Origin of the sequence: Fulvivirga imtechensis AK7, assembly GCF_000331535.1 — a bacterium.
Lineage (GTDB): Bacteria > Bacteroidota > Bacteroidia > Cytophagales > Cyclobacteriaceae > Fulvivirga > Fulvivirga imtechensis.
On sequence record NZ_AMZN01000027.1, the window covers coordinates 38,650 to 61,563 of the forward strand.

Here is a 22,914-nt window from a genome sequence, read left to right on the forward strand (position 1 = left end):
AACAACGGGGAGGCTGCCTATTTCAACTGTGGTGGCCAGACCAGCACTTTTTGAAAATTTGAATAGTGAATCAGGGGTTGCTGGCCATCTACTTGTAAACCTATCGATTCCGTGAGAGAATTTTTGCTGACATCAGCATCGGCAGACTGCAGTTCCCAGGGCAAATGGTGAATATCGATGGAAACAACTTTGCTATTAAAGGCCTTCTGGAATAAACAATACCTCTCCACAAGCCAGTAAGTGAGACTGCCTTTTTCTGCAAAGAACTTTTCCGGATGTGGTGAATATGCTACCTCCAGATCACCCGGTACTTTCTTACTTCCTTTTCTGTGGCTCGTAAAACAGAAGCCATTCCCGTCCGATTTTACGCTCATTGACGCCCTGAAGTAAGGTAAAAATGCCATTCTTGCCGCTATTGCCGCTAACGAACTGGATGTATCGAGACTAAAAAAATAGATTCCCGGCTTTTCATTATGTGTTACATAAGTGCGAAAATTTAACTCCAAAAAATTATATGTAGTGGGTATAGGGGGAAGCCAGCGTAATTTTACATGTCTCATCTTAAAAGGAGAAATACTGACCCAGTAGCTGTTATGATAATGATCAAGCTCTAGTTCCGGGGGAACAGCTTTTCTAACAAGTTCATACGGAACTTTATAATGTAGAAAAAGCAGGTCTTTCCAACCTTGCCGCATCACCCATGTAGATCGTCTTGGCGGAAAAGGACGGTGATCAATTTGCCTCAGTAGATCGTTTTCTTTCATCTTCAAGATTTGGCTGTTGTTTTATAATATCAATAGAAGTGCTTTTGTTTCATAGTGTAAGGAAACTCCTTTGGAAGAGTGCTATAAAAAATCACAAATAAAAATTCACACTATGTCTTTTTTGCTGTCTAATGTCATGTAGTCGCAAAGTGGTGGCTGCTTAAAAACAGAAATTATGTTTAAAACAAGTATTTATTTATTCACCGCATTGATGTTGGGGGTAGTGTCCTACAGCAATGCACAGACCGGTAAAAAGATGGAAACAAACTTTAACAAAGAACAACAGGAAGTATTCAGCACAATCGAAAGAATGGTAGACGCATTTCACAAAAAGGATATTGCGGGCGTGATGGCCTGCTATGACAGAAATGCGCTCATACTGTTTGAGCCTCAAAAACCTGTAGTGGGTACAAATGACCTTAAAAAGGAATTTTTGGCAGCCTTTGAGATCAATCCGCATTATGAGTTCAGTGGTCACGAGATCTATATTGCTGGCAATATTGCCACACATGTCGCACCCTGGACAATGAAAGGAAGGCTACCCGATGGCACACCCATTGAACAAAACGGGTTGTCCATTGCAATTTTGCAAAAGCAGACCGATGGCTCCTGGATCATGGTTTTTGACAACCCTCACGGACAGTTTTTGATGGAGAAGTAGTATATTATGGAATGTTTCAATCGTGAGTAAAAATTTACAAGCGGAGGATGCTCTTTAGTTGAGGAGTCATCCCGATGAAAGAGGGAAAACGGCTTAGTAAGATACCTCCAAAATCGGTGTAACATTCGTTTTATTGAAGATCAGACCTTAACTAAGAAGAGGATGCACGAAGAGGCAATGAGAACCTCTCCGTGTTCCTCTGTATAAACTCTGAGCACTCTGCGGTTCGTAAAAGTTATTACTGAAAAGATGGAAGAAAAAGAACTGGTAAGATCCTGCCTGCAAGGCAATAAAAAAAGTTTGGAGAAATTGGTGACTTCTATTCAAGGTATGGTATTCAACCTGGCGATAAGATTCCTCTGGAATAGAATGGATGCAGAGGATGCTACCCAGGAAATACTGATCAAAGTGATCACGAACCTGAGCAAGTATGATGGGCGCAGCAAACTAAATACATGGGTATACCGTGTTGCGACCAATTATTTGATCAATCGTAAGCAATCGATCCTTGAGCGGGAGCTTACGTCTTTTGACGCATTTGCCCAAGGACTGAACACCTACAGCGCTCCCATGGCCTATGATGAACCCGATAAAGATATTTTGGATAAGGAACTAAAGACAGGCTGTACCTTAGCCATGTTGCAATGCCTGAACAGAGACCTGCGCATTGCATTTATTCTTGGAAGCGTGCTGAAGATCAAAAGCAATGTAGCTGCCAATATTGTGCTTACCACGCCAGAAAACTTTCGAAAGCGGCTTGAAAAATCGAGAAACCTGATCGGAGAGTTCCTGGCCGGCCACTGCGGGGTTTACAACTCCTCCAACAAGTGCCGATGCCATAAGCGCATCAATACCGCAATAAAGTGTGGCCAGATAAACAGGAATAAGCTGAATTTTGCCGACAAAGTAGAAAAATACAACGAAGAGATGGAAGAGATCGACTCCCTAACCGGTATCTATCACAACCACGGCACATTTGGCACCGATGTAGACCTCATAGCCCAACTAAATGAGCTGATACAGACAAAACGCATTATCAACGATTAAAGCCATACACACAGTCAGCAATCGGCGAAAGCAGTAGGCAAAGTGCTATACTGTAGTCGGTGGTAGTACGCTTTCATCGGATGAGTGCCTTCGCAAAGCAAGTCTCATCCGATGAATAGGGGTCGCGAACTCGAGACTCAGACCGTGAACTGAGAATGGATAAACGAAAACGGAACTCGCTTAACAGTCAGCTATTTAAGGTGGTGAAATGGAATTTTTATGCATATATGTCCAATGTTGTATATATTCAAGTATGTGACACTAAAGAATGACAAATGAGTAATTTATCAGACATAGGTTTCAACGTTGAAACGGAAGAGGACTTTCGGAAACTTATGGAAAAGGCCTATGGACTGGGACAGCCAATAAAACCCAGCAATGGGACCTATGTACTTTATTCAGACAAATCAGGGGCCGAACTATGGATGCAACTGAACAGAAAAGACGAGTTCATTGGTGCAAATCCTCACTTCAAAGGAAAAAGTAAGAGAACTGTTTGCCTTACTGCTACGGTTGACAGGCACGAAAGCGAATTAGATGGTGCCTATCACTCAAGGGCTGATCCGACAGAGGGTAACAACCCAGACAGTGGAGCGTACCCCTTAGTCTTTGACATTCCTGATTTTAGAACAATTGCTGAAATAGTGACTCCAAAAAATGTAGATATTCAATTGGTCGCGTTTGCTCAGGAACTTAGCTGTTATGACAGCGAACGGGCATTCAATGAAAGCCAGTACACAGAACTTAAATTTGCTTCACAGTCATTTATACCCAGCGGACTATTTTCCCCTAATGGAGAGGATACTAATCCACCAGAAGCACTTGGAATATTTACTGGTATTATCAGAGAATGGGAAATGAAAACAAATGAATTGACAGGAGAGCAGTTTTATTGGTTATTTGTAGACACCTTAGGTGGTGAGGTTGATGTAGTTGCAGACCCAAGGTTCTTTGACAAAAAGCCAAATATTAATGGAGTAGTTCAAGGACAATTCTGGCTTTCGGGACGACTTATTGATGCACCGAAATTTATGTCAAAGAAAAAAGGGCTGTTCAGCAGATTATACGGAAAGTGAAAAAAAGTACACAACACACCGAACATGGCTAATGTGATTTTTCGGCTGCCAGAGACGTGTTCAAAACCCGTACGTTCTTTAGCCAGGCCGTTGCGTGTAATTTAAACCGAGCGAAAAAATGAACTTAAACCAAATAACTGTCCCCTCATTGGATTTAACAAAATCAATCCCGTTTTATGAAAAATTAGGACTCAAATTGATTGTAAAATCTCTACCGCATTACGCAAGATTTGAATGTCCTGATGGCAATTCGACCTTTTCAATTCATCAAACGGAGGAATTGCCAAAAGGAGAGGGAATCTATGTATACTTTGAATGCGAAAACCTTGACTACCAGGTTGAAAAATTAAAACAAAATGGAATCGAATTTGACCAGGAACCAACCGACCAAAGATGGTTGTGGAGAGAAGCAAGATTAAAAGATGTAGATGGAAATCAACTGATATTGTTTTATGGCGGAGAAAACAGACTGAATCCACCTTGGAGAATATAAAACAAATAAAGTAATTGAATAGTACACACACTTATAGAAAATAAAAGCACTTAAGTACTCTAAAATTTTACTATTATGAATCGAAGGAATTTTATAGAGACCGTAGGAATTCTAGGAGCAACAGTACTGATACCAACATCAAGTTATTCAATGTTTGAGAAGCCTAAATATAAAATGGGCCTCCAACTCTATACCATTCACGAAGACATGACTAAAGATACTATTGCCACCTTAAAGGCTGCAAAGGCTATGGGTTATGAAGAGTTTGAAACCTTTGGATTTGATAGTGAAAAAGGAACTTTCTATGGATATACATCTTCAGAATTTAAGAAAATACTGGAAGACCTGGAGGTTACTGCCTCTAGTGGACATTATGGCTTTTCTTCCTACCTCGCTAAACCAGACGATGAGCTAAAACGATTTGTAGATCAGTGTATAAAAGGGGCTCATGCTTTGGGTATGAAATATATCACCTGGCCATGGCTGGCCCCGGAACAACGGACGATGGATAATTTCAAGTTGATGTCTAAAAAACTCAATGTAATAGGTGAGCAAGTAACTGCCGCAGGCCTTGGATTTGCCTATCACAATCATGGCTTTGAATTCATAGAACACCATGGAGAAAAAGGTTTTGATATTATCTTAAGTGAAACAGACCCTACGCTGGTGAAACTTGAAATGGACATGTACTGGGTGATGCATTCTTCTAAACTTACTCCTAAGGAGTTGGTTAGAGATCAACCCGGACGCTATGTAATGTGGCACATAAAGGATATGGACAAAGTAACGAGAGATTATACCGAGCTAGGAAACGGTTCTATTGACTATGTTGAAATACTTCCAGACCCAGTTGAGTCTGGACTTGAATTCTATTATTTGGAGCAGGGCGGTAATTATGCCCACAGTCCCATGAAAAGTATAGCTGATAGTGCTGATTACTTTAAAAAGCACTTACAACAGTATTTGTAGTAGTTAAATAAAGTGGCCTGCAGCCAACAATATGGCTGCCCAATGTGGTAAACGGAAAATGATCGGGGATTTTCAACCAACACTCGTGGGTGGTTTCACTCATTTCTGACCGGTGCATTTCGCCATCAATAATTCCGCCGAAATAGTGTTCCCGGTTCTTCTTACAAATGGTGACAAAATGTGCTGTATTCCACCCCGTAATTCCAGAATAAAGTACGGACGGAAGGGATGCGGCATTTGTTTTGGATGGGTATTCAATAAAGAGAATTGTCATGCCGACTTTGGAGGCATCTTGCTAAGATGTTTTATTTACATTTTTTATGAGGCCCTCACTGTCAGTAAACTCGTCAGAAGTTACATTAATCTCATCTGCTGTACAGGCAGCAAAGAGGGCAAGAAATGAATAAATTTTGCTCATAATTATATGTTTTAGTTGATAATTGTGTTTACACATCCTTTGATAGATTGATGGGTGCTCCTCCCGTTCGGGCCCGTTTGCAGCGGGTTAGCCTGCCCATACCAAAGCCGTCAAGCCTTTGAAAACGCAAATAATTCATGCAATTCCATGTTAAAAGCGTCTGCCAGTCCCAACAACAACGCAAGCGGAGAGTCCACCTGGCCATTTTCCAGTTGCAGTATTTCATCCTCAGGGATATCGCAGATTTTAGCCATCTCCTGAACAGAAATTTGCTTCTTCAACCTTATTTCCCTCACGTACCGGCCGAATAATTTCAAAAATGCACCTGGTTCCATAGCTTCTATTTTATGTGTTCGTTTTAGCGAACAATAATAAAGCAAATATTTCTGATATTCGGAATAATGAACACGAAAGAAAAGGAATTTTTCATCCGGCTGGGGGTGAAGATCAGGAAGCTAAGAGAAGAAAAGGAATATGAGCAGAAGGCTTTTGCTTTTGATTGTGATATCGGCAGAACACAGCTTTATATGATTGAAAGTGGAAAAACCAATCCGAGATTACTCACACTTATGAAAATAGCCCAGGGATTGGATGTTTCGATTAGTGAACTTTTGAATATTGGTAAGTGAGGTATTTTAAAAAGCTTTCCTTGGCGTTTTTTACCTTTAGTTGAATTTGATGATAATGACATCGCTTTCAGACCGGCCTTGAGAAAATGGCGTTCCGCTGACGGCTAGAGTTTTCTTAGAGACACTAATTAGTGTCTCTAAGAAAACTCTAAGTGGCTTTAAGAAAATGTCAAAGTCAAGGCTTGTGAAGTCCCAAAAAGCGGAGCGTACTAAGGTACGAGAGCATTTTTGGGACAAGCATAACGCAGACATTGGTGTTTTCTTACAGACACTAATTAGCTTTTCTATGTCCAGCAATGTTCCAATTCACATTTTTCATCTTCAGTTTCAAATTCTATGGTAGCATGTTCTATTTTGAATGACTTGAGGAGGTCTCTCACCTTGTGTTTGATTACAGTTAATTCTTCCATAGTGCTATTTTTCTTTACTACCAGGTGGGCGCTGAATACATAATACTCACCGTCCATTGACCACAGGTGAAAATCATGCACATCCTGAATGTGTTCTATCTCTTTGGTTTGTCGGATGATCTCATCGATCTTAAGGTCTTTCGGGGTGCCCTGTAAAATAATTCGGAAACTTTTCTTGATGTTCTTAAAAACATTGATCAGGATGTAACCGGCAATCATGAGAGAGAGAATGGGGTCTATGATGGGAGCATTGTAAAAATGCATAATAATTGAACCCACCAACACGGCAGTCCAGCCCAATACATCTTCCAAAAGGTGAAGAGAAACTACCTCTTCATTAATAGATGAACCTTTCCTTAATTTTAGTACGGCAGCGCCATTAAATATAATTCCAAGTACAGCCAGATAAATCATTCCCTGAGCATCGGGCTGCTGGGGATTGAATAGTCGTGGGATAGCTTCAAATATTATAATCGCTGACCCTGCCAGTAACACCACTGAGTTAATAACTGCACCCAATAAAGAAAAACGACCATAGCCGTAGGAGAAGGTTTTGTCCCTTCCTTTGGTCGAAAGATACTGGAAATACCAGGACAGCCCTAAGCTAAGGCTATCACCCAGATCGTGCAATGCATCCGATAGAATAGCAACACTATTGGTAAGTAGCCCTCCAACAATTTCAATGATCGTAAAGCCGAGATTCAGAAAGAATGCAACTTTCAGGTTCTTTGTACCATGATGATGGTGCACGTGATCGTGGTTATGTCCCATTGAATCTTCTGAGGTATCTCTTTTAGTTATCTTAACAAGTTGACCCCGCCAGGGTTGCAAGGTTTTCTGTTGATTGTATATTTGTCATTCAATCTATTCGCCAATGAAAAATACAGTTTGTCTTTTGATATCGTTGCTTGCCCTTTTAAATGCGCAGGCACAATTTAAAAACATTGTACTGGATACACAGGATTCTGTTACCAGAGCCCCTGCCGAACCCAGTGTAGCAATAAATTTAAAAAATAAAGATAATATAGTAGCCGCTTCTATACTCGATAAAGTGTATGTCACCAAAGACGGTGGCAAAACCTGGACCAAAACCCGGCTTACCTCCAGTATGGGTGTTTGGGGCGACCCTGTGGTCATCTCCGATAAGAAGGGTAATTTCTATTATTTTCATCTCTCAGACCCTACGGGTAAAAACTGGCAAAGTGAGGAGATTCTCGACAGGATCGTTTGTCAGAAATCTACCGATGGTGGGGAAAGCTGGTCAGATGGTGCTTCCATAGGTTACAATCATCCGAAAGATCAGGACAAAGAATGGGCCGTAGTTGACCCTAACTCTGGCACGATCTATACTGCATGGACGCAATTTGATAATTATGGCTCTAAGGATCCTGATTGTAAAAGCAACATTTTATTCTCTGAGAGTAGCAATGGTTTGAAATGGTCTGCCCCAATTCGGTTAAACCAGTTTTCGGGCGATTGTGTGGATGATGATAAAACAGTGGAAGGCGCTATTCCGGCAGTAGGCCCGAATGGCCAGTTGTATGTGGCATGGTCGTACGATGAGAAGATATACCTCGACAGGTCTCTTAATAAGGGAAAAAACTGGCTGAGCCGCGATATCGAAATTGCCAGTCAGCCCGGAGGCTGGTCCATTGATATTCCCGGGATAAACAGAAGCAATGGTATGCCTGTGTTAATATGCGATAACAGCGAAAGTCAATACCGCGGGGCATTATACCTCAATTGGTCTGACCAGAGAAACGGACCTGATGATACCGATATTTGGTTTATCAAGTCATATAATCACGGAGATACCTGGTCTGCCCCTGTCAGGGTGAACGATGATGAAAAAGGCAAACATCAGTTTTTGAGCTGGATGGCGATAGATAATGCTACAGGTGTTATTTATATTTTGTATTACGACAGGCGGGCCTATGATGATCTTAATACGGATGTATACCTCGCATGGTCTACTGATGGTGGCTCCAGCTTTCACAACAAAAAGATCAGTGAAACTCCTTTTGCACCTGATGCTGAATATTTTTTCGGTGACTATACCAACATCGCTGCTCATGAAGGGCGCATAGTGCCTGTCTGGACCAGGATGGACGATGGTAAGACCTCTATCATAACCGCTGTTATTGATCAGGAAGAGTTAACCGGCATTCCTTATAAACAAAGGAAAAGGAAGAAGAAATAAGAAGATATGTAACATTTTGAGCGCGGGTTCAGTCATTGATAAAAGGCTGAACTATGCTTAAAAAGATACTTATTTCCTGTTTTCTGGCGTTACAGAACATCAGATCTAACTTTTTTCATACTATACTTTCTGTTCTGGGGATTGTTATTGGAGTGGCCGCACTGGTTGCTATTCTTTCTCTTATTGATGGCATGGAGAAGTTTGCTCATGAGCAGATATCCAAAACCACATCATTAGAAGCGGTGATCTTACAGCCACAGCTTTATGAGCAGACAGATGGCGTAAGAATGAAAAAGGAGAACTACGTCTATATCGATTACCGGTATTTCCAACAGCTTCAGGAGCAGGTGAAAGAAGTGGCAGCAGGGTATATGTTGACCACTGAGCCAAAAAGGATCTCTGTAAAGGATGCAAAAGAAAAACATGGTATTTATCTTTCTGGGGTTACAAAAGGTATTGGGCCTGCTGTGGAAGTGGTGAAAGGCGAAGGCTTTTCTGAGGCTGAATTAACTTCGGGGGCCAAGGTAGCAGTGCTTACCGAGGAGCTGGAGTTGAAAATGGCCAATCAGGACTCATCCGTTTCCTTATTGGGTAAAAGTGTTGTGATAGAGGATCAGGAGTACCTGGTAAAGGGAATAATCAAAGCTGACGGGCAAGAGGCAATAGCAGCAATACCCATTACGGCCATTGATCCGGCCAAACTTAGGGAGAGCCCTCCTCAGATTATTTTTCAGGCTTACTCGGTAGAATTGGTGCCGGGCATTTAAGGAAAAGATAACTGATTGGTTGACCCAGAATTTCCCAGGCTCCGAGGGTGATTTCAAGGTGGAGACCAATGAATTTCGAGTGAAACAGGCAAACCAGGGCTTTTTGGTGTTTAGGATTGTAATGGGCTTTATTGTAGGGATATCTGTATTAGTAGGTGGTATAGGAGTAATGAATGTTTTATTGATCTCTGTTAATGAAAGGACATCTGAAATTGGGGTGCGTAAGGCTGCCGGGGCTAAGAAGCAGGATATTTTACTGCAGTTTTTGTCTGAATCCGTAGCCATTAGCGGACTAGGTAGTTTTGTGGGGTTAATATTCGGTGTTTTGGCCACTATGGTTTTTGTGCCTATCATAAAATCCATCACAAAAATGCCCTTTAGCGCAGCTTACACGGCTGATACCTTGATCGTTATAGCAGTTGTGGCCCTGTTAGTGGGGATCGTTTTTGGCACCTATCCGGCTTTGCGTGCCTCCAGGTTAGATCCTGTAGAAGCAATTAGAAGGGAGTAAGCATGATCGCAGAATAACGAAAAATACATCCGGCTCTTTCCTTGAGCAACTCCATAAAGCCTCAAAGGACCTGTAATGCTCTATCAGTGATTATGAAAAATATTGTGTATTACAGACTCTGGAAGTTTAGTAAAACCCCTGGAGTTTAATTCCATTAATTTAATTAACGTGAGTTAGACATACTAGAACTGATTAAATTGTATTCGTATCTAAAAACAAACCTGAAAGCTCTTTTTAAGGTCATTCTACCTGTCCCGAACTTGCCTCGAACTTGCCTCGGGGGAAGAACGCAGATCCTCCGTAACGAGGACAGTTTTCATCACATACTGATAGTCAGATAACTATTCAATTCCCCACTACCGTCATCCCGGACGTAACGCAGTGAAGACCCCGGGATGAAGACCCCGGGATCTCCTCGCTACTGGCAGTGACTGAACTTCAGCCTCTGCCCACCTGACCAGGGGATCCTGAATATTTTCTCCGTTGCTCTATGAAAATCCGGGATGACGCGGTGGTTTATCATTTCTGTTCCTCCTCTGTGGTTAAAGATAGTGTAATGTCATTATCCACAAAATCAACTGAAGTTGTTGGATGCCTCCCCGGGGCAAGTTCGGGACAGGCAGGATGACTGCCCTTTTCTAAGCATTTTATATCGAACTCGTGTTATTTAGGACTTGCATTGTAATATCTGCCCATCAGATCCAACTGGCCAACATAAAAATTAGCGTCAACTTCAACCACAGGGTTTTCCGGGATGTTTTCGAGCATGTTCCAATGGTTAGTAGCTTCAAGCCTATGTTCTGTGTCATTGATAAAAACTTTTACAGGCATTGTAAAGCCACTAACGGTGTTGGCCCAACGGTAAAATAAAATACCCTCCCGTACACGGTATTCAAGAGTGGGAATACGCGTGTCACGCAAATATTGGTCAAAGAATGCAGACAGGTCTCGGCCTGTTTTCTCGCCCAGATAATTTTCAATTTGAGTGGTTGTCACAGTCTGGTGGTAGAACTCTTTATTCAGACCACGGAGGATGCCGCGCCATTTTTCATCATCATTAACGATCTGGCGGAGCGTGTGCAGCACATTTGCACCTTTATAATACATGTCACTGGACCCCCGGTGATTCACATCGTAAAAGCCAATAATCGGGCGATCATTTTGAATGGCAGACCGGGTTCCTAATACATAGGCTGAGCTTGCGTCTTTTCCGTTGTGGTAGTCAAGAAAGAGATTTTCCGAATAAGCTGTAAAGGATTCATGTATCCACATATCGGCATTGTCACGGTTGGTGATATTATTGGCAAACCACTCATGGCCAGATTCGTGTATAATGATAAAATCAAAAGTTAATCCCCAACCGGAGCCGCTGAGGTCTTTTCCCTTATAACCATTTTGATAGTTGTTGCCATATGTCACAGAGCTTTGATGCTCCATGCCCAGATAAGGCGCCTCTACGAGCTTATAGCTATCTTCATAAAAGGGATATGGTCCAAACCAATGTTCAAGCGCTTCCAATGTTCTTTTAGCGTCTTTAAACTGTATTTTCGCTTTTTCGAGATTATGTCGCAATACATAATAGTCACAGTCGAGCTTGCCTTTTTCACCATCATATGTTTCGCCAAAGTGCACATAGTCACCGATATTTACATTAACCCCGTAATTGTTGATAGGGTTTGAAACAAACCAGTGGTAGGTTTTTGTTTTGGCTTTTTTGTTTCTTTCTGTTTTGATCAACCTGCCATTTGAAACATCCATGAGGTGCTCCGGTACCGTCACACTTATCGTCATGCTGTCCGTTTCGTCATACATGTGGTCTTTGCATGGCCACCATATACTGGCCCCGGCACCCTGATTGGCATTGGCAATAAAATGATTTCCTTTTTCATCTTTTTGCCAGGTAAAACCTCCATCCCACGGTGGGTTTTTGGCAACCTGAGGCTGCCCTCCAAAATGGACGATGATGGCATTGGAAGCACCTTTTTCCTGCTTTTCATTAAACTTGATCCAGTAGACATTACCCTCTCGCTGAAACTCTAGTTCTTTGCCTTTGTAGGTCACCTTTTTAATCTTCATGGGTTCTTGCAGGTCGATCTGCATAACGTCATGAGAGGTCAGTACCTTATACTGAATCGTATTTTTCCCCTCAACAGTCTTTTTTTCGGGATCAACAGCTACATCCAAATGATAGTAGGTAAGATCCCACCAGGCGCGCTCAGGCGTAATGGAACCCCGCAATGTATCCTGACGGGTAAATTCAGGGGTCTGCGCTGTAACAATGGTAGCCGAAAGGATCAGCAGATAAGTGATAGTAGTTCGAATATTCATAGTACGTGATTAAAACAATGCTTTGAATATACAAAAGTAAGGGAAACACTGCTTAGTAGAAGGCCAAAATCCTTTATTGGTAGTATTCTGTTGTGGCTGGTTTAGTAGTGGTAACAGCACACTCATATTGTCTTCTTGTAGTACAGAATTGACATATGCTGTTGGAGAATGCCGGATGGTTTAATTGATTATATTTGCCTATATGACATTTTTGACGGTTTCCGGGGTATCAAAATCATTTGCTTCAGTAAGGGCAGTTAATGATGTGTCGCTGACAGTGGATAGGGGGGAGATCTTAGCCATTGTAGGAGAAAATGGCTCAGGTAAAACTACCCTGCTCCGGCTTATTGCCGGACTGGAGGATGTTGATTCCGGTGAAATTTTTTTAGATCAGGAAAAAGTTACAGGTCCTGCATTTAACCTGGTGCCCGGGCATAAAGAGATCAGGATACTTGCACAGGACCTGCATCTATTTCCAAAACACAATGTAGCTGAAAACATCGGATACGATCTAAGAGGGTATGTGCAGGAGTTTCAGGAGGAACGCACAGCAGATTTGATAAATCTTTTACGACTTCAAGGTTTGGAAGAAAAACTGCCATATCAGCTTTCTGGTGGCCAGCAGCAACGTGCAGCGCTGGCCAGGGCACTGGCTGACGAAGCGCCTTTGTTGCTATTAGATGAACCTTTTAGCAGCCTGGATGTAATGCTGAAGGATGAGATCAAAACTAAAGTGATCAGGAAAGCTAAGAACTCTGAAATGACTCTTATATTCATAACACATGATATAAAAGAAGCATTATCTCTTGCTGATAAAATTGCGGTAATGAAAGGAGGGAAGGTAGTTCAGATTGATATGCCGCAGCGTATTTATGAAAAGCCCGTGGATGAATATGTGGCGTATTTGTTCGGAAGTGTTAATGTCTTTTTATTCAGGATATTTTTAAGGGTCTTTCCAAAGATGAATGTGCCAGAGAGGTTTAGGGAAGTTGACGGGAGGACTAAAGTATGTTTACGTCCTGAGCACATTATACTTTGTAAAGCTGAAGTCAGTATGGGTGAGGGTATTGTCCAACGATCATCATATCTGGGAGACCACTGGGAACTAGAGGTGATAACTTACAGTGAAGTAATAAAAATCAGATCGAGAAAGTGCTATAGTGAGGAAGAAACGGTATTTTTTAAAGTAAATCCCTCAAAAATCCACATAGTGATATAAAACAGGAGGGGTAAAATCGTGAATAAATTTAGTGATCATCACACTAGCCCTCCTGTTTTATTAAATACCCAAAGTAGCTAAGCAGCCTTTTTAACCTGCTCCAGTTGAACTTCCTTCTTTTTGTTTATTTTAATCACTCCTACCTTATCCAGAATTTTGATCACCTGATACGTAGGGTCAATTTCATGCCAGCGAATGCCTCCGAAGTTAGGTCGGTCGCCATGCTTATGATGGTTGTTATGATAGCTTTCTCCCATCATCAGAAAATCAAACGGAAGAAAGTTTTTAGAGGTATCACCTACCTTAAAGTTTACATAACCATATTTATGGGCAAACCAGTTGATGATAGCTCCGTGGATTGGAGAGAGCATAAACTGGATGGGTAACAGTAGCCATAACCACCATACTGTGGCAAACTGCCAATACATAAATACATAAAGCGCCCCCCACATGATTCTGGATATCCACGACCGGGCAAAGGAGTCAAATGCTGTCCATTCTGGCACGTCTCTTGTGAAGCGATCATCCACTTTCATTTTTTTACTGGTGATCGCTGAGTAGATCGTTTTGGTTTTCCACATCATCTTGAAGAGACTTTCGTCATACTTAGGAGAGTGTGGATCGTTAGGGGTATCGGCAAAAGCATGGTGCATTCGGTGCATAATGCCATAGCCATACGGGCTTAGATAATTGGATCCCTGGAATATCCAGGTCAGTACAAAAAATACTTTTTCAGTTCTTTTACCCATGGTAAAAGACTTATGTGCTGCATAGCGGTGCTGGAAAAATGTCTGAAAGAATAACGACAGGTACCAATGCGCTATAAAGAATATTAAGATTACTTCCATGTTAGTTCAACTTCCGTGTTTACAGGTTTTGTTTTAAAAATTAGACATAGTTTACCCTTTAAGAGAGTCTATAACTTTATAGACAAATGAAAATTCCATTTGTGACAAGAACCATTAAAAAAATTAAATAAAGGAAAGGTGAGATGAAGCTATCGGCCGCTTGATTTCTTATTTATCTCTTGTTTTACTTCATGGATCAATTCATCAGGATGGCCGATGTTACAAGCTTTTTTAAAGCTTTCTATAAAGCCGTTTTCGGGACTTAGGTTATTTTTTATTTTACTGGTTTCCTGAGAAAGCTTATCCTTTGCACGGCTAAATAGTTGCCGGCAGTTGTCCTTCTTTTTGTCAAAGATGTGCTGTAGTTCTTCATAGTCGAAGTCAAATAGCTCTCTAAGTACAAAAATACCTTTTTCGACAGGTTCTAGCTTTTTATGAAGCACATGGAGTGCAGCAGACACTTCATTTTCAAGATCAAACTTAAAAAACTCTTTTTCTTTGTACCAGTCGATAAGCTCCGAAGCGTGAATGTTATGGAGACATTCATCTTTCTTCTTTTTTAGGGCATTGAGGTGATTAATGCAGTTATTGGTGACGGCAGTAATAAGATAGGCCTTTGTATTCTCGATTTTCTCACCCCCGATCGTCAGCCATTTTAAGAAAGTATCCTGCACTATATCCTCAGCATCAGCCAATGATCCTACCATCTTCATAGCGATCTGCTGAAGGATGGGTTGGTAAAGTGCTATAGCCTGTTCTCTGTTCATTATTCACAAAGGTACGATCAATTTAGTAACAAACAGTGTACTTTGGCAAATGTTTAGACGAAATAAGGGTGCTATACCACTTTTAGTATTAAAATATAGCCTCATATGTCTTACTTTTTTGTCTTGACACAAAAAAGTAACAAAAAAAGTCAAGGCTGTGAGTAAATGGCTAAATTTCAATGCCTGCGATGACAAATCACAAACTCGCCCCGTTTGAAACAACGGGGCTCAAACAGTGTGATTTACAAAGTGTACGTGGGGCATTGAAATTCTTAACGCCATTTCCTTAAGGCCGTTCTGAAGCTATGTCATTGTCTACAAAATCAACGAAAAGTGGTTGTTTGCTGCGGGATGACTTCCTTAACTAAAGAGCATTGGGAAGTCACCAGCGGAGGAAAGCGCTAAGTTAACCAAGTCGTGTATTTGATTAGCACTGTCCTCCGCTGGCGGAGGTGTCCGAAGGACGGAGGTGGTAACTAGTGTCTCTAAGAAAACGTCAAGGTCAAGGCTTGCGAAGTCCCAAAAAGCGGAGCGTACTAAGATACGAGAGCATTTTTGGGACAAGGGTAACGCAGACATTGACTTTTCTTAGAGACACTAACCAACATCAGAGGTGATGTTTAACCAGCAACTGTTTAGTTAAATGATTAAATCTCCAGAACATTACCACAGCTACAATAGACAGCCCGATGAGTAGTCCATACCAAACACCTTGTGCCCCCATTTCAAGCTCAAAACCCAGGAAATATCCCATAGGTAATGCCAGCACCCAGTAAGCAATAAAAGTAAGAGCCGTAGGTATTTTTACATCAGCTAGTCCACGTAAAGCCCCGAGACTTACTACCTGCACACCATCTGAGATCTGAAAAAAACCTGCAATAATGAGCAGTGACGAAGCCGTCTGAATAACTTGATTGTCGTCAATGTACAGGGAAGGCAAAAAATACCTGCCTGTAATAAATGCGGCAGCACATACGGCCATAAAGGCCACCACCATACCATAAATAGTGAAAGCCGCAGCTCGAAGCGAGGGTATATCTTTTACCCCAAGTTGATTGCCAACCCTAATAGTAGCGGCGGCAGATAAGCCCGAAGCCATCATATAGCTGATAGAAGCCAGGTTGATGGCAATTTGGTGTGCTGCCAGGGCTTCAGTACCGATCCACCCGATCATGATCACAGCGAAACCAAACGCACCCACCTCAAAGATAAACTGAAAACCTGCTGGTAGTCCAAGGCTGAGGATTTTCCTGATGAGTAATTTGCTATATCGCCCGATAGCAAAACCTTTGCGATAGGGTATAAAACTTTTGCCCTTATAAATGTACAATGCCATCCAAAGTGCCAGAATTACCCTGGCAATGAACGATGCCCACCCGGCACCATTTAGTCCCATTGGCTCCAGGCCAAGTTTACCATAGATAAAGATATAATTGAGGGCCACATTGATAATGTTCGACCCGATAACAATGATCATTGCCTGCCGGGTTAAAGATAGCCCCTCAGCAAATTGCCTGAAAGTTTGAAATAGCATCAGGGGGATCATGGAAAGTGTAATGATGTTCAAATATGGTAGTGCCTTTTCAACTACATCCTTAGGCTGGTTGAGGTAGTATAAGCCCTGCCCCCCGATAGAAACCACTGTAAACAGGAATACCCCCGCAAGGGTGTTGATGAGGATTGCATGTTTTAGCAGTTCGGTCGATTTATTAGTATCCCTGGCCCCATCAGCCGCAGCTACCAAAGGGGTAATAGCATATGACACGCCTATGCCAAACATCAGCAACAAGTGAAAGATCACATTGGCCAAAGAAGCACCTGCCAATGGCAGTGCACCCAACTGTCCTACCATTAAACTGTCAGCAACATTCACCATCATATGGCCAAGCTGACTGAGCATAACCGGGTATGCCAGGAAGAAATTATTCTTCAGGTGCTCTATATAATTTTGTTTTGTCATAAAAATAAAATGGATCAAGCTTCGGCATGGTGCTGCCACCGAAACAAGTCATGTTTTAGAAGCCTTTCATTCGGGCGACTTTCAGTATACCGGCCACACTCATACTATCGGTGATCTCCTGGTCCATGACCATACGAAGTACTTCCGAAAAAGGCAGTTTCTTTAGCAATAGATCCGACTCTGACTCTTCAAGCTCACGCGGACCGGGAGTAAGGTCCGTGGCCATGTAAATGAACCCCACTTCATCAGTTACAGAGTTGGAAGTGTGGAAGCGCATGATCATTTCCCAATTTGCAGCAGTAAGCCCCGTTTCTTCTTTGAGCTCTCTCTTTGCAGCTTCAATAGGATCTTCATTCATGGGGCCGCCACCTTCGGGTATTTCCCACGAATATTCATCAAGAGTGTATCTGTATTGGCCAACTATCCAGGTGTAACCTTCAGCATCAAGGGGAACGATGCCTATGGCTCTATTTTTAAAATGAACTTTACCGTATATTCCTCTGCCTCCACCGGGGTTAATAATTTGGTGCTCTTCAACATTGATCCATGGGTTGTCATACTTTTCTTCCTTCGAAAGCATCTGCCATGGGTTGTTTATTTGTTTCATGGCCGCAAAACTATCAAATTTAACGCTGTAGTCTCCTCATAATGAGAAAATTTACCTGATATGAAGATATTATGAGCCGGATGTTAAATTTTTTAAAATCATTTTTTGTCTTGAGTAATTGAAAAGGAAATTTATTTTTGTGATATGCTCCTTTCATTTTTTTCAGAAGATAAAGTAGAGGCCGGATGTGATGAAGCAGGTCGTGGCTGTCTGGCCGGGCCGGTGGTGGCAGCGGCTGTTATCCTGCCAAGAGATTACAAGCATCCTGAATTAAATGATTCTAAGCAGCTCACCAGGAAAAAGAGAGAAGAGATAAGAAAAGAGATTGAACGGGAAGCCATTTGCTGGGGTGTCTCCTTTGTTGATAATAATGAGATTGACGCGGTCAATATCCTTAATGCATCTTACCTGGCTATGAATCGTGCCATAGATCAGTTGAAAACTATTCCTGAGCTACTTCTGATCGATGGAAACAGGTATAAACCACATAATAAGATCCCCTTCGAGTGCATTGTTAAAGGTGATGGGAAATATTACTCAATAGCAGCGGCATCTATATTGGCTAAAACCTTTAGAGATGATTATATGGCAGAGCTGGCGCAGCATCATCCGCAATATGATTGGCATACCAATGTGGGGTATCCCACGGAAAAACACCGCGAGGCTATAAAAGCTTTTGGACTTACCGACTATCATCGCAGGTCATTCAGGTTACTTCCGGAGCAGTTGGAATTATTTGATGAGTTTTGACTGTTTCTTTCCCTGAAGCGAATATATCATGTGTCTAATACTTTTTGCTCACAAGGTGCATCCCCGATACAAACTCGTTATAGCGGCCAATCGCGATGAGTTTTATGTCAGGCCCACTATGCCTGCAGCTTACTGGGAGGATCATCCTGAGATATTGGCAGGTAGGGATATGGAAGCAGGCGGTACCTGGATGGGTATCAATACCAAAGGGGAAATTAGCATGCTTACCAACTACCGGGATCCTTTTAATATTAAATCGAATTCGCCTTCACGAGGTCATTTGGTCTCAGGTTTTTTAAAAAATAATGAAAATGCACACGATTATTTGCAAAAGATCGCCCGGGAAGGACACTTATACAACGGCTTTAACATGATCTGCGGAAATGTGGATCAATTATATTACTATGGAAATTATAGTAAGGGTGTTCATGAAATTGCGTTAGGGTTTCACGGGTTAAGTAATGCTTTGCTGAATACCTCCTGGCCTAAGGTAGATAAAGGACTTGAAAAGTTGAAGAGCGCAATAAAAGGTGAGGAAGTACAAGTTGAAAGCCTATTTAAAACTCTTTATGATGATGTGAAGGCTCCTCCCCACCTGTTACCTGATACTGGTATTGGTGCTGAAAAGGAGCAAGTCCTTTCATCGATTTTTATCAAGAGCCCAGGTTATGGCTCCAGGTGTTCTACCGTTTTGTTGGTAGATAATGAGAATCAAATTCAGTATGTGGAAAGAACCTATGATCCTGCTGACTTTAGTTATACTGACAGAACCTATTTTGTGAACCTGAATAAATTAGCATAATCTTTTGTATAATTGATTTTGTTTTTCTAATTTTAAAACCAACCGGTCGGTATTGAAAATGAAGGAATTAAGTACTAGAGAAAAGATCATTCAGCAATCTGCTGAACTATTTAACATATATGGATACCATGGATGCTCCCTCAGTCATATTATGGAGGCTACAAAGCTTAAGAAGGGGGGCATTTATAATCATTTTAAGAACAAGGATGAGATCGCTGTTGAAGCGTTTAACTATAACTATAACAGAATGCTGAAGCGATTTCGGGACCGCTTGGATTATGACAAAACCTGTCTTGATAAACTCTATTCGGTAATAGACGTGTATGTATCATTAATAGACGATCCACTTGTGAAGGGAGGTGGCTGTCCTATATTCAACACAGCCATGGACTCCACTAACACACATCCCGAATTAAAGAAGAAGGCGCAGGAGGGGATTAAATCCTTTAAAAAGTATGTGGAGATCAAACTTGAGGAAGGAGTAAGAACGGGAGAATTCCGTTCTGATATAAATATCAAAGAGGTTTCGACATTGATTATTGCCACGTTGGAAGGTGCAATTATCATGTCACGGATAGACGATAACCGCGAATGCGTGGAATTTGCTGCTAGTTATCTGAAAAATTATGTGAGAGGGTTATTACCACCCCTGGCCCCTCCTCTACAAGGAGGGGAATTAACTTCCGTGGGTTCCCCTCCTGATCCAGGAGGGGCCAGGGGTGGTGGTGAAATAATAAACAACCGCAAGTACCTCAAACAAAGGCGCCGGGAACTGCGAAATAATATGACAACCGCAGAGGCCACGCTCTGGAAATTTTTAAAAGAAAGGCAATTAGAAGACAGGAAGTTTCGAAGACAGCATAGTGTAGGAAATTATATCCTCGATTTCTATTGCCCTAAGGAGAAGCTGGCGGTGGAATTGGATGGCATGCATCATTTCACAGCCGCAGGTTATGAACGTGACAAGGAAAGAGATAAATACCTGGAAAATTTAGGTATTAGAGTTTTAAGGTTTGAGAATAACGAAGTGTTGAAAGCTATAGAAAATGTTTTGGAGATTATAAGAAATAGTTTTACCACCCCTGGCCACTCCTGATCTCAGGAGTGGCCAGGGGTGGTAATAAAAATTTTTTACCAACTAACAGACCGATCGGTCTCACTAAACTATGAAACAATTTATTACACGATTTGAAGTAAAATGGTCGGACGTTGATCCGAACATGCATTTACGGCATACTGTTTATCTGGATTATGCTGACCAGGCAAGAATCCGGTTTTTTGACCGTAACGGGCTGGCTTTTCGAAGGCTGCAGGAGCTGGGCGTTGGGCCAATAATATTTGGTACGCAGACGAACTATCTGAGAGAAATAATGCTAACCGAGAAGCTAAGCATGGATTGCCATCTTGTTGAACTTTCTCCTGATGGCAGGAAGTGGCATATCAGGCATAATGTATATAAAGAAGACGGCACGCTGGCAGCGGAACTAAACTACCGAGGCGCCTGGCTCGACCTGCAAGCCCGGAAAATAGTGGCTCCTCCTGAAGAAGTAACAAGAGTAATGAATTTGATGGGTAAGGAATCCATCGAAATATAAATAATCAAAATATTGGAAATAATGCAAAGAAAAATTAAAACCCCTTTGGCACTAAGATTTGTAAGTTGGCTCTTTCCAAAAATGGAAAAAGTGGTGCCATGGCTGGCCAAACGTTGGTTCGTCCGGGTCTTTTTCACGCCCGTAAGGTACAAGATGCCTGATGGAGAAGTGGAGATGTTAAAAAAGGCCAGAAACTATCAAATTATGTATGAAAACAAAAAAGTTCAGGTATACGAATGGGGAGAAGGCAAACCAGTCTTGTTTGTGCATGGCTGGATGGGTCGGGGTGGGCAGTTCAGAAAATTTGTCCCCATATTTAATGAAGCCGGCTATCAGGTGGTGTCTTTTGATGCCACAGGTCATGGAGGATCAGAAGGAAGGAAATCCCACCTTATGCATTTTGTGAATATTATAGAGATGCTCCAAAAGGATTATGGCCATTTTGAAATGATCATCGGTCACTCTTTGGGTGGTGTGGCGGCGATGCATGCTATCCACAGAGGCATGGAAACCAACAAGCTGATAATGATCAGCAGCCCAACCATTGCGGATAAAATAGTGGGTGAGTTTCTGCACCGCCTGAATGCTTCCTGGAGATGCAAAGACTACTTCGATGAGTACATCATGAAAAAGTATGGGCAAACATTTGAGGAATATACGGCCTCTCATATTGCAAAGGACTTAAGAAAAATCGACTTGTTGCTCATCTATGATGAAGACGACAGAGAAGTAGACATGGAAAACCCACAGGCTATTATTGATGTTTATCCATCGGCACAACTTATTACAACCAACGGGTTAGGTCATACCCGTATTTTAAAAGATGAAATCGTTGTTAAAACGTGTTTGCAATTTCTGAAGACCCCACATCTCGAGCCGGTGTTATGAGCTACCGTATAGTTCATAATGACCGGTTTATTGAGGAAGTGCTTAGTCATTATAAAACACAATTTGGTTGTGATTATGAGAAATACCGGAACCATGCATACAGGGTATACAATTACAGCTTATGCCAGTTGGGGTTGGCAACTCATGAAGAGTTGGCATTTGCTGCAGCATTTCACGACCTAGGCATCTGGTCAGCCAATACTTTTGATTACCTTGACGCCTCGCTACGTTGCATGCTGAATTACCTCGAGAGGCATGACTATGAAAAACTCAGGGCCATATCAACCATCATCTATTGGCACCATAAGAGAACACCTTATGTAGGAGTGTTTGAAGAAGAGGTGGAAGCATTCAGAAAGGCCGACTTGATGGATGTTACGCTGGGTTATAAGAACTGTGGTATTCCCGCAACCGTAATGCAGGAAATTAAAAGAGCGTTCCCTTATCGTAGCTTTCATTTTAAGCTCGTCAAACTTTCATGGAAGAACTTTATTCGCCACCCGGGCAACCCGCTTCCGATGTTTAAAGAGTAATAATAAGGTTTTTATTTTTTATAAATTTTTTTAGAACAATTCATAAAATAATAATACATTGCAGGATTGATTTAATGAGCTATGTTTGAAAACTTTCCTGAATGGTGGGATGCGCTAAGTTTGGTTGAAAAGATATACTGGAGCTTTGCCATCCCCTTTACGATTTTATTTATCCTGCAGATGATCATGACCTTTATCGGTGGAGATGTAGATGCAGATGGAGGAGCCGATTTTGATGTTGAAACTGATGATGGTGCCGGATTCCAGTTCTTTACTATCAAGAATTTCGTTGCCTTCTTCACCATTTTTTCATGGACAGGTATCGCCTGCCTGGATGCAGGACTTAGCCTCTTTGCTACCATTGGCATTTCGGTACTGGCAGGTGTGATCATGATGGTGATCATGGCTTCACTGTTTTACTTTTTTAGTAAACTCACTAGCAGCGGTACACTGAATATTAAAAATGCCAAAGGTGGTGTTGGAGAGGTATATCTAACTATAAAAGCCAGTAGAGGTAATATTGGAAAAGTATCCATTATGGTGCAGGGCTCGTTCCGCGAACTTGATGCCATCACAGATGATGACCAGGACCTGATCAATGGTATGGTGATCAATGTAAAAGAAGTCATTAATGGCAATTTACTACTAGTTTCTAAAAATTAATTTCAATTT

Annotated in this window: 26 protein-coding genes; 17 read left to right on the top strand and 9 right to left on the bottom strand. The window is 41.7% G+C overall.

Going from position 1 to position 22,914, the window contains the following annotated elements:
- Positions 1–17: 17 nt before the first annotated feature.
- Entirely contained in the window at positions 18–764 is a 747-nt protein-coding gene (locus tag C900_RS08240) for a YqjF family protein (RefSeq protein ID WP_009579281.1), read from the bottom strand.
- A 175-nt stretch (positions 765–939) separates the two neighbouring features.
- Between C900_RS08240 and C900_RS28255 the strand changes: the two genes are divergently transcribed.
- The 5 genes from C900_RS28255 to C900_RS08265 all read left to right on the top strand — a co-directional run bounded on the left by C900_RS28255 (position 940) and on the right by C900_RS08265 (position 5,010).
- On the top strand, positions 940–1,425 hold the full coding sequence (locus C900_RS28255) for a YybH family protein (protein ID WP_009579282.1): 486 nt from the start codon (positions 940–942) through the stop codon (positions 1,423–1,425).
- A 249-nt stretch (positions 1,426–1,674) separates the two neighbouring features.
- Entirely contained in the window at positions 1,675–2,472 is a 798-nt protein-coding gene (locus C900_RS08250; RefSeq protein WP_009579283.1) for an RNA polymerase sigma factor, read from the top strand.
- 275 nt (positions 2,473–2,747) lie between these two features.
- Entirely contained in the window at positions 2,748–3,548 is an 801-nt protein-coding gene (locus tag C900_RS08255; RefSeq protein WP_009579284.1) for a hypothetical protein, read from the top strand.
- Between the two features lie 118 nt (positions 3,549–3,666).
- The gene (locus C900_RS08260; RefSeq protein ID WP_040496157.1) at positions 3,667–4,041 is read left to right on the top strand and encodes a VOC family protein; all 375 of its coding nucleotides are present in this window, start codon (positions 3,667–3,669) and stop codon (positions 4,039–4,041) included.
- A 75-nt stretch (positions 4,042–4,116) separates the two neighbouring features.
- Positions 4,117–5,010: a sugar phosphate isomerase/epimerase family protein gene (locus C900_RS08265; protein ID WP_185113961.1), complete on the top strand. Its 894-nt coding sequence runs from the start codon at positions 4,117–4,119 to the stop codon at positions 5,008–5,010.
- A gap of 295 nt (positions 5,011–5,305) precedes the next feature.
- On the opposite strand, the gene C900_RS30815 is transcribed toward C900_RS08265, so the two are convergent.
- Both C900_RS30815 and C900_RS08270 read right to left on the bottom strand, forming a co-directional pair.
- Complete coding sequence (locus tag C900_RS30815; protein WP_009579288.1) at positions 5,306–5,428, bottom strand: hypothetical protein; 123 nt, start codon at positions 5,426–5,428, stop codon at positions 5,306–5,308.
- Positions 5,429–5,538: 110 nt separating this feature from the next.
- A complete protein-coding gene (locus C900_RS08270) occupies positions 5,539–5,763 on the bottom strand; it encodes a helix-turn-helix domain-containing protein (RefSeq protein ID WP_009579289.1) in 225 nt (74 codons plus the stop codon).
- Between the two features lie 66 nt (positions 5,764–5,829).
- Between C900_RS08270 and C900_RS08275 the strand changes: the two genes are divergently transcribed.
- A complete protein-coding gene (locus tag C900_RS08275) occupies positions 5,830–6,057 on the top strand; it encodes a helix-turn-helix domain-containing protein (RefSeq protein WP_009579290.1) in 228 nt (75 codons plus the stop codon).
- Positions 6,058–6,341: 284 nt separating this feature from the next.
- On the opposite strand, the gene C900_RS08280 is transcribed toward C900_RS08275, so the two are convergent.
- The gene (locus tag C900_RS08280) at positions 6,342–7,238 is read right to left on the bottom strand and encodes a cation diffusion facilitator family transporter (protein WP_009579291.1); all 897 of its coding nucleotides are present in this window, start codon (positions 7,236–7,238) and stop codon (positions 6,342–6,344) included.
- Between the two features lie 103 nt (positions 7,239–7,341).
- On the opposite strand from C900_RS08280, the gene C900_RS08285 reads away from it, so the two are divergent.
- The 3 genes from C900_RS08285 to C900_RS30570 are packed head-to-tail and all read left to right on the top strand — an operon-like array spanning position 7,342 to position 9,945.
- The gene (locus C900_RS08285) at positions 7,342–8,667 is read left to right on the top strand and encodes a sialidase family protein (protein WP_157493947.1); all 1,326 of its coding nucleotides are present in this window, start codon (positions 7,342–7,344) and stop codon (positions 8,665–8,667) included.
- A 53-nt stretch (positions 8,668–8,720) separates the two neighbouring features.
- Positions 8,721–9,434, top strand: coding sequence for an ABC transporter permease (locus C900_RS30565; RefSeq protein WP_009579293.1), 714 nt, complete (start codon positions 8,721–8,723; stop codon positions 9,432–9,434).
- Between the two features lie 19 nt (positions 9,435–9,453).
- Complete coding sequence (locus C900_RS30570) at positions 9,454–9,945, top strand: ABC transporter permease (protein ID WP_245558408.1); 492 nt, start codon at positions 9,454–9,456, stop codon at positions 9,943–9,945.
- Positions 9,946–10,608: 663 nt separating this feature from the next.
- Here C900_RS30570 and C900_RS08300 read toward each other — a convergent pair.
- Entirely contained in the window at positions 10,609–12,273 is a 1,665-nt protein-coding gene (locus C900_RS08300; protein WP_009579295.1) for a M1 family metallopeptidase, read from the bottom strand.
- A 202-nt stretch (positions 12,274–12,475) separates the two neighbouring features.
- Between C900_RS08300 and C900_RS08305 the strand changes: the two genes are divergently transcribed.
- A complete protein-coding gene (locus C900_RS08305) occupies positions 12,476–13,492 on the top strand; it encodes an ABC transporter ATP-binding protein (RefSeq protein ID WP_009579296.1) in 1,017 nt (338 codons plus the stop codon).
- A gap of 77 nt (positions 13,493–13,569) precedes the next feature.
- On the opposite strand, the gene C900_RS08310 is transcribed toward C900_RS08305, so the two are convergent.
- From C900_RS08310 to C900_RS08325, 4 genes are all read right to left on the bottom strand, one after another.
- Positions 13,570–14,340 (bottom strand): acyl-CoA desaturase, encoded by a 771-nt coding sequence (locus C900_RS08310; RefSeq protein WP_009579297.1) that lies wholly within the window; start codon positions 14,338–14,340, stop codon positions 13,570–13,572.
- 149 nt (positions 14,341–14,489) lie between these two features.
- Complete coding sequence (locus C900_RS08315) at positions 14,490–15,107, bottom strand: sigma-70 family RNA polymerase sigma factor (RefSeq protein WP_009579298.1); 618 nt, start codon at positions 15,105–15,107, stop codon at positions 14,490–14,492.
- Between the two features lie 607 nt (positions 15,108–15,714).
- Complete coding sequence (locus C900_RS08320; RefSeq protein ID WP_040496187.1) at positions 15,715–17,067, bottom strand: MATE family efflux transporter; 1,353 nt, start codon at positions 17,065–17,067, stop codon at positions 15,715–15,717.
- A gap of 55 nt (positions 17,068–17,122) precedes the next feature.
- Positions 17,123–17,674: an NUDIX domain-containing protein gene (locus tag C900_RS08325; protein WP_009579300.1), complete on the bottom strand. Its 552-nt coding sequence runs from the start codon at positions 17,672–17,674 to the stop codon at positions 17,123–17,125.
- A 144-nt stretch (positions 17,675–17,818) separates the two neighbouring features.
- Here C900_RS08325 and C900_RS08330 point away from each other — a divergent pair, with 144 nt between their 5' ends.
- The 7 genes from C900_RS08330 to C900_RS08360 all read left to right on the top strand — a co-directional run bounded on the left by C900_RS08330 (position 17,819) and on the right by C900_RS08360 (position 22,905).
- Positions 17,819–18,424: a ribonuclease HII gene (locus C900_RS08330; RefSeq protein ID WP_009579302.1), complete on the top strand. Its 606-nt coding sequence runs from the start codon at positions 17,819–17,821 to the stop codon at positions 18,422–18,424.
- Positions 18,425–18,452: 28 nt separating this feature from the next.
- Positions 18,453–19,226, top strand: coding sequence for an NRDE family protein (locus tag C900_RS08335; RefSeq protein ID WP_040496158.1), 774 nt, complete (start codon positions 18,453–18,455; stop codon positions 19,224–19,226).
- Between the two features lie 58 nt (positions 19,227–19,284).
- Complete coding sequence (locus tag C900_RS30955) at positions 19,285–20,322, top strand: DUF559 domain-containing protein (protein WP_051052807.1); 1,038 nt, start codon at positions 19,285–19,287, stop codon at positions 20,320–20,322.
- Positions 20,323–20,392: 70 nt separating this feature from the next.
- Positions 20,393–20,821 (top strand): acyl-CoA thioesterase, encoded by a 429-nt coding sequence (locus tag C900_RS08345; protein WP_009579306.1) that lies wholly within the window; start codon positions 20,393–20,395, stop codon positions 20,819–20,821.
- A 21-nt stretch (positions 20,822–20,842) separates the two neighbouring features.
- Complete coding sequence (locus C900_RS08350; RefSeq protein ID WP_040496159.1) at positions 20,843–21,709, top strand: alpha/beta fold hydrolase; 867 nt, start codon at positions 20,843–20,845, stop codon at positions 21,707–21,709.
- The gene (locus C900_RS08355; RefSeq protein WP_009579309.1) at positions 21,706–22,242 is read left to right on the top strand and encodes a hypothetical protein; all 537 of its coding nucleotides are present in this window, start codon (positions 21,706–21,708) and stop codon (positions 22,240–22,242) included. The genes C900_RS08350 and C900_RS08355 overlap by 4 nt, the downstream gene beginning before the upstream one ends.
- An 81-nt stretch (positions 22,243–22,323) precedes the next feature.
- A complete protein-coding gene (locus C900_RS08360; protein ID WP_009579310.1) occupies positions 22,324–22,905 on the top strand; it encodes a hypothetical protein in 582 nt (193 codons plus the stop codon).
- Positions 22,906–22,914 lie beyond the last annotated feature (9 nt).

What these genes read in the sequence shown, in the direction of transcription:
- C900_RS08240 (WP_009579281.1), bottom strand. Translation starts at nt 764, where the DNA reads ATGAAAGAAAACGATCTACTGAGGCAAATTGATCACCGTCCTTTTCCG.
- C900_RS28255 (WP_009579282.1), top strand. Translation starts at nt 940, where the DNA reads ATGTTTAAAACAAGTATTTATTTATTCACCGCATTGATGTTGGGGGTA.
- C900_RS08250 (WP_009579283.1), top strand. Translation starts at nt 1,675, where the DNA reads ATGGAAGAAAAAGAACTGGTAAGATCCTGCCTGCAAGGCAATAAAAAA.
- C900_RS08255 (WP_009579284.1), top strand. Translation starts at nt 2,748, where the DNA reads ATGAGTAATTTATCAGACATAGGTTTCAACGTTGAAACGGAAGAGGAC.
- C900_RS08260 (WP_040496157.1), top strand. Translation starts at nt 3,667, where the DNA reads ATGAACTTAAACCAAATAACTGTCCCCTCATTGGATTTAACAAAATCA.
- C900_RS08265 (WP_185113961.1), top strand. Translation starts at nt 4,117, where the DNA reads ATGAATCGAAGGAATTTTATAGAGACCGTAGGAATTCTAGGAGCAACA.
- C900_RS30815 (WP_009579288.1), bottom strand. Translation starts at nt 5,428, where the DNA reads ATGAGCAAAATTTATTCATTTCTTGCCCTCTTTGCTGCCTGTACAGCA.
- C900_RS08270 (WP_009579289.1), bottom strand. Translation starts at nt 5,763, where the DNA reads ATGGAACCAGGTGCATTTTTGAAATTATTCGGCCGGTACGTGAGGGAA.
- C900_RS08275 (WP_009579290.1), top strand. Translation starts at nt 5,830, where the DNA reads ATGAACACGAAAGAAAAGGAATTTTTCATCCGGCTGGGGGTGAAGATC.
- C900_RS08280 (WP_009579291.1), bottom strand. Translation starts at nt 7,238, where the DNA reads ATGGGACATAACCACGATCACGTGCACCATCATCATGGTACAAAGAAC.
- C900_RS08285 (WP_157493947.1), top strand. Translation starts at nt 7,342, where the DNA reads ATGAAAAATACAGTTTGTCTTTTGATATCGTTGCTTGCCCTTTTAAAT.
- C900_RS30565 (WP_009579293.1), top strand. Translation starts at nt 8,721, where the DNA reads ATGCTTAAAAAGATACTTATTTCCTGTTTTCTGGCGTTACAGAACATC.
- C900_RS08300 (WP_009579295.1), bottom strand. Translation starts at nt 12,273, where the DNA reads ATGAATATTCGAACTACTATCACTTATCTGCTGATCCTTTCGGCTACC.
- C900_RS08305 (WP_009579296.1), top strand. Translation starts at nt 12,476, where the DNA reads ATGACATTTTTGACGGTTTCCGGGGTATCAAAATCATTTGCTTCAGTA.
- C900_RS08310 (WP_009579297.1), bottom strand. Translation starts at nt 14,340, where the DNA reads ATGGAAGTAATCTTAATATTCTTTATAGCGCATTGGTACCTGTCGTTA.
- C900_RS08315 (WP_009579298.1), bottom strand. Translation starts at nt 15,107, where the DNA reads ATGAACAGAGAACAGGCTATAGCACTTTACCAACCCATCCTTCAGCAG.
- C900_RS08320 (WP_040496187.1), bottom strand. Translation starts at nt 17,067, where the DNA reads ATGACAAAACAAAATTATATAGAGCACCTGAAGAATAATTTCTTCCTG.
- C900_RS08325 (WP_009579300.1), bottom strand. Translation starts at nt 17,674, where the DNA reads ATGAAACAAATAAACAACCCATGGCAGATGCTTTCGAAGGAAGAAAAG.
- C900_RS08330 (WP_009579302.1), top strand. Translation starts at nt 17,819, where the DNA reads ATGCTCCTTTCATTTTTTTCAGAAGATAAAGTAGAGGCCGGATGTGAT.
- C900_RS08335 (WP_040496158.1), top strand. Translation starts at nt 18,453, where the DNA reads ATGTGTCTAATACTTTTTGCTCACAAGGTGCATCCCCGATACAAACTC.
- C900_RS30955 (WP_051052807.1), top strand. Translation starts at nt 19,285, where the DNA reads ATGAAGGAATTAAGTACTAGAGAAAAGATCATTCAGCAATCTGCTGAA.
- C900_RS08345 (WP_009579306.1), top strand. Translation starts at nt 20,393, where the DNA reads ATGAAACAATTTATTACACGATTTGAAGTAAAATGGTCGGACGTTGAT.
- C900_RS08350 (WP_040496159.1), top strand. Translation starts at nt 20,843, where the DNA reads ATGCAAAGAAAAATTAAAACCCCTTTGGCACTAAGATTTGTAAGTTGG.
- C900_RS08355 (WP_009579309.1), top strand. Translation starts at nt 21,706, where the DNA reads ATGAGCTACCGTATAGTTCATAATGACCGGTTTATTGAGGAAGTGCTT.
- C900_RS08360 (WP_009579310.1), top strand. Translation starts at nt 22,324, where the DNA reads ATGTTTGAAAACTTTCCTGAATGGTGGGATGCGCTAAGTTTGGTTGAA.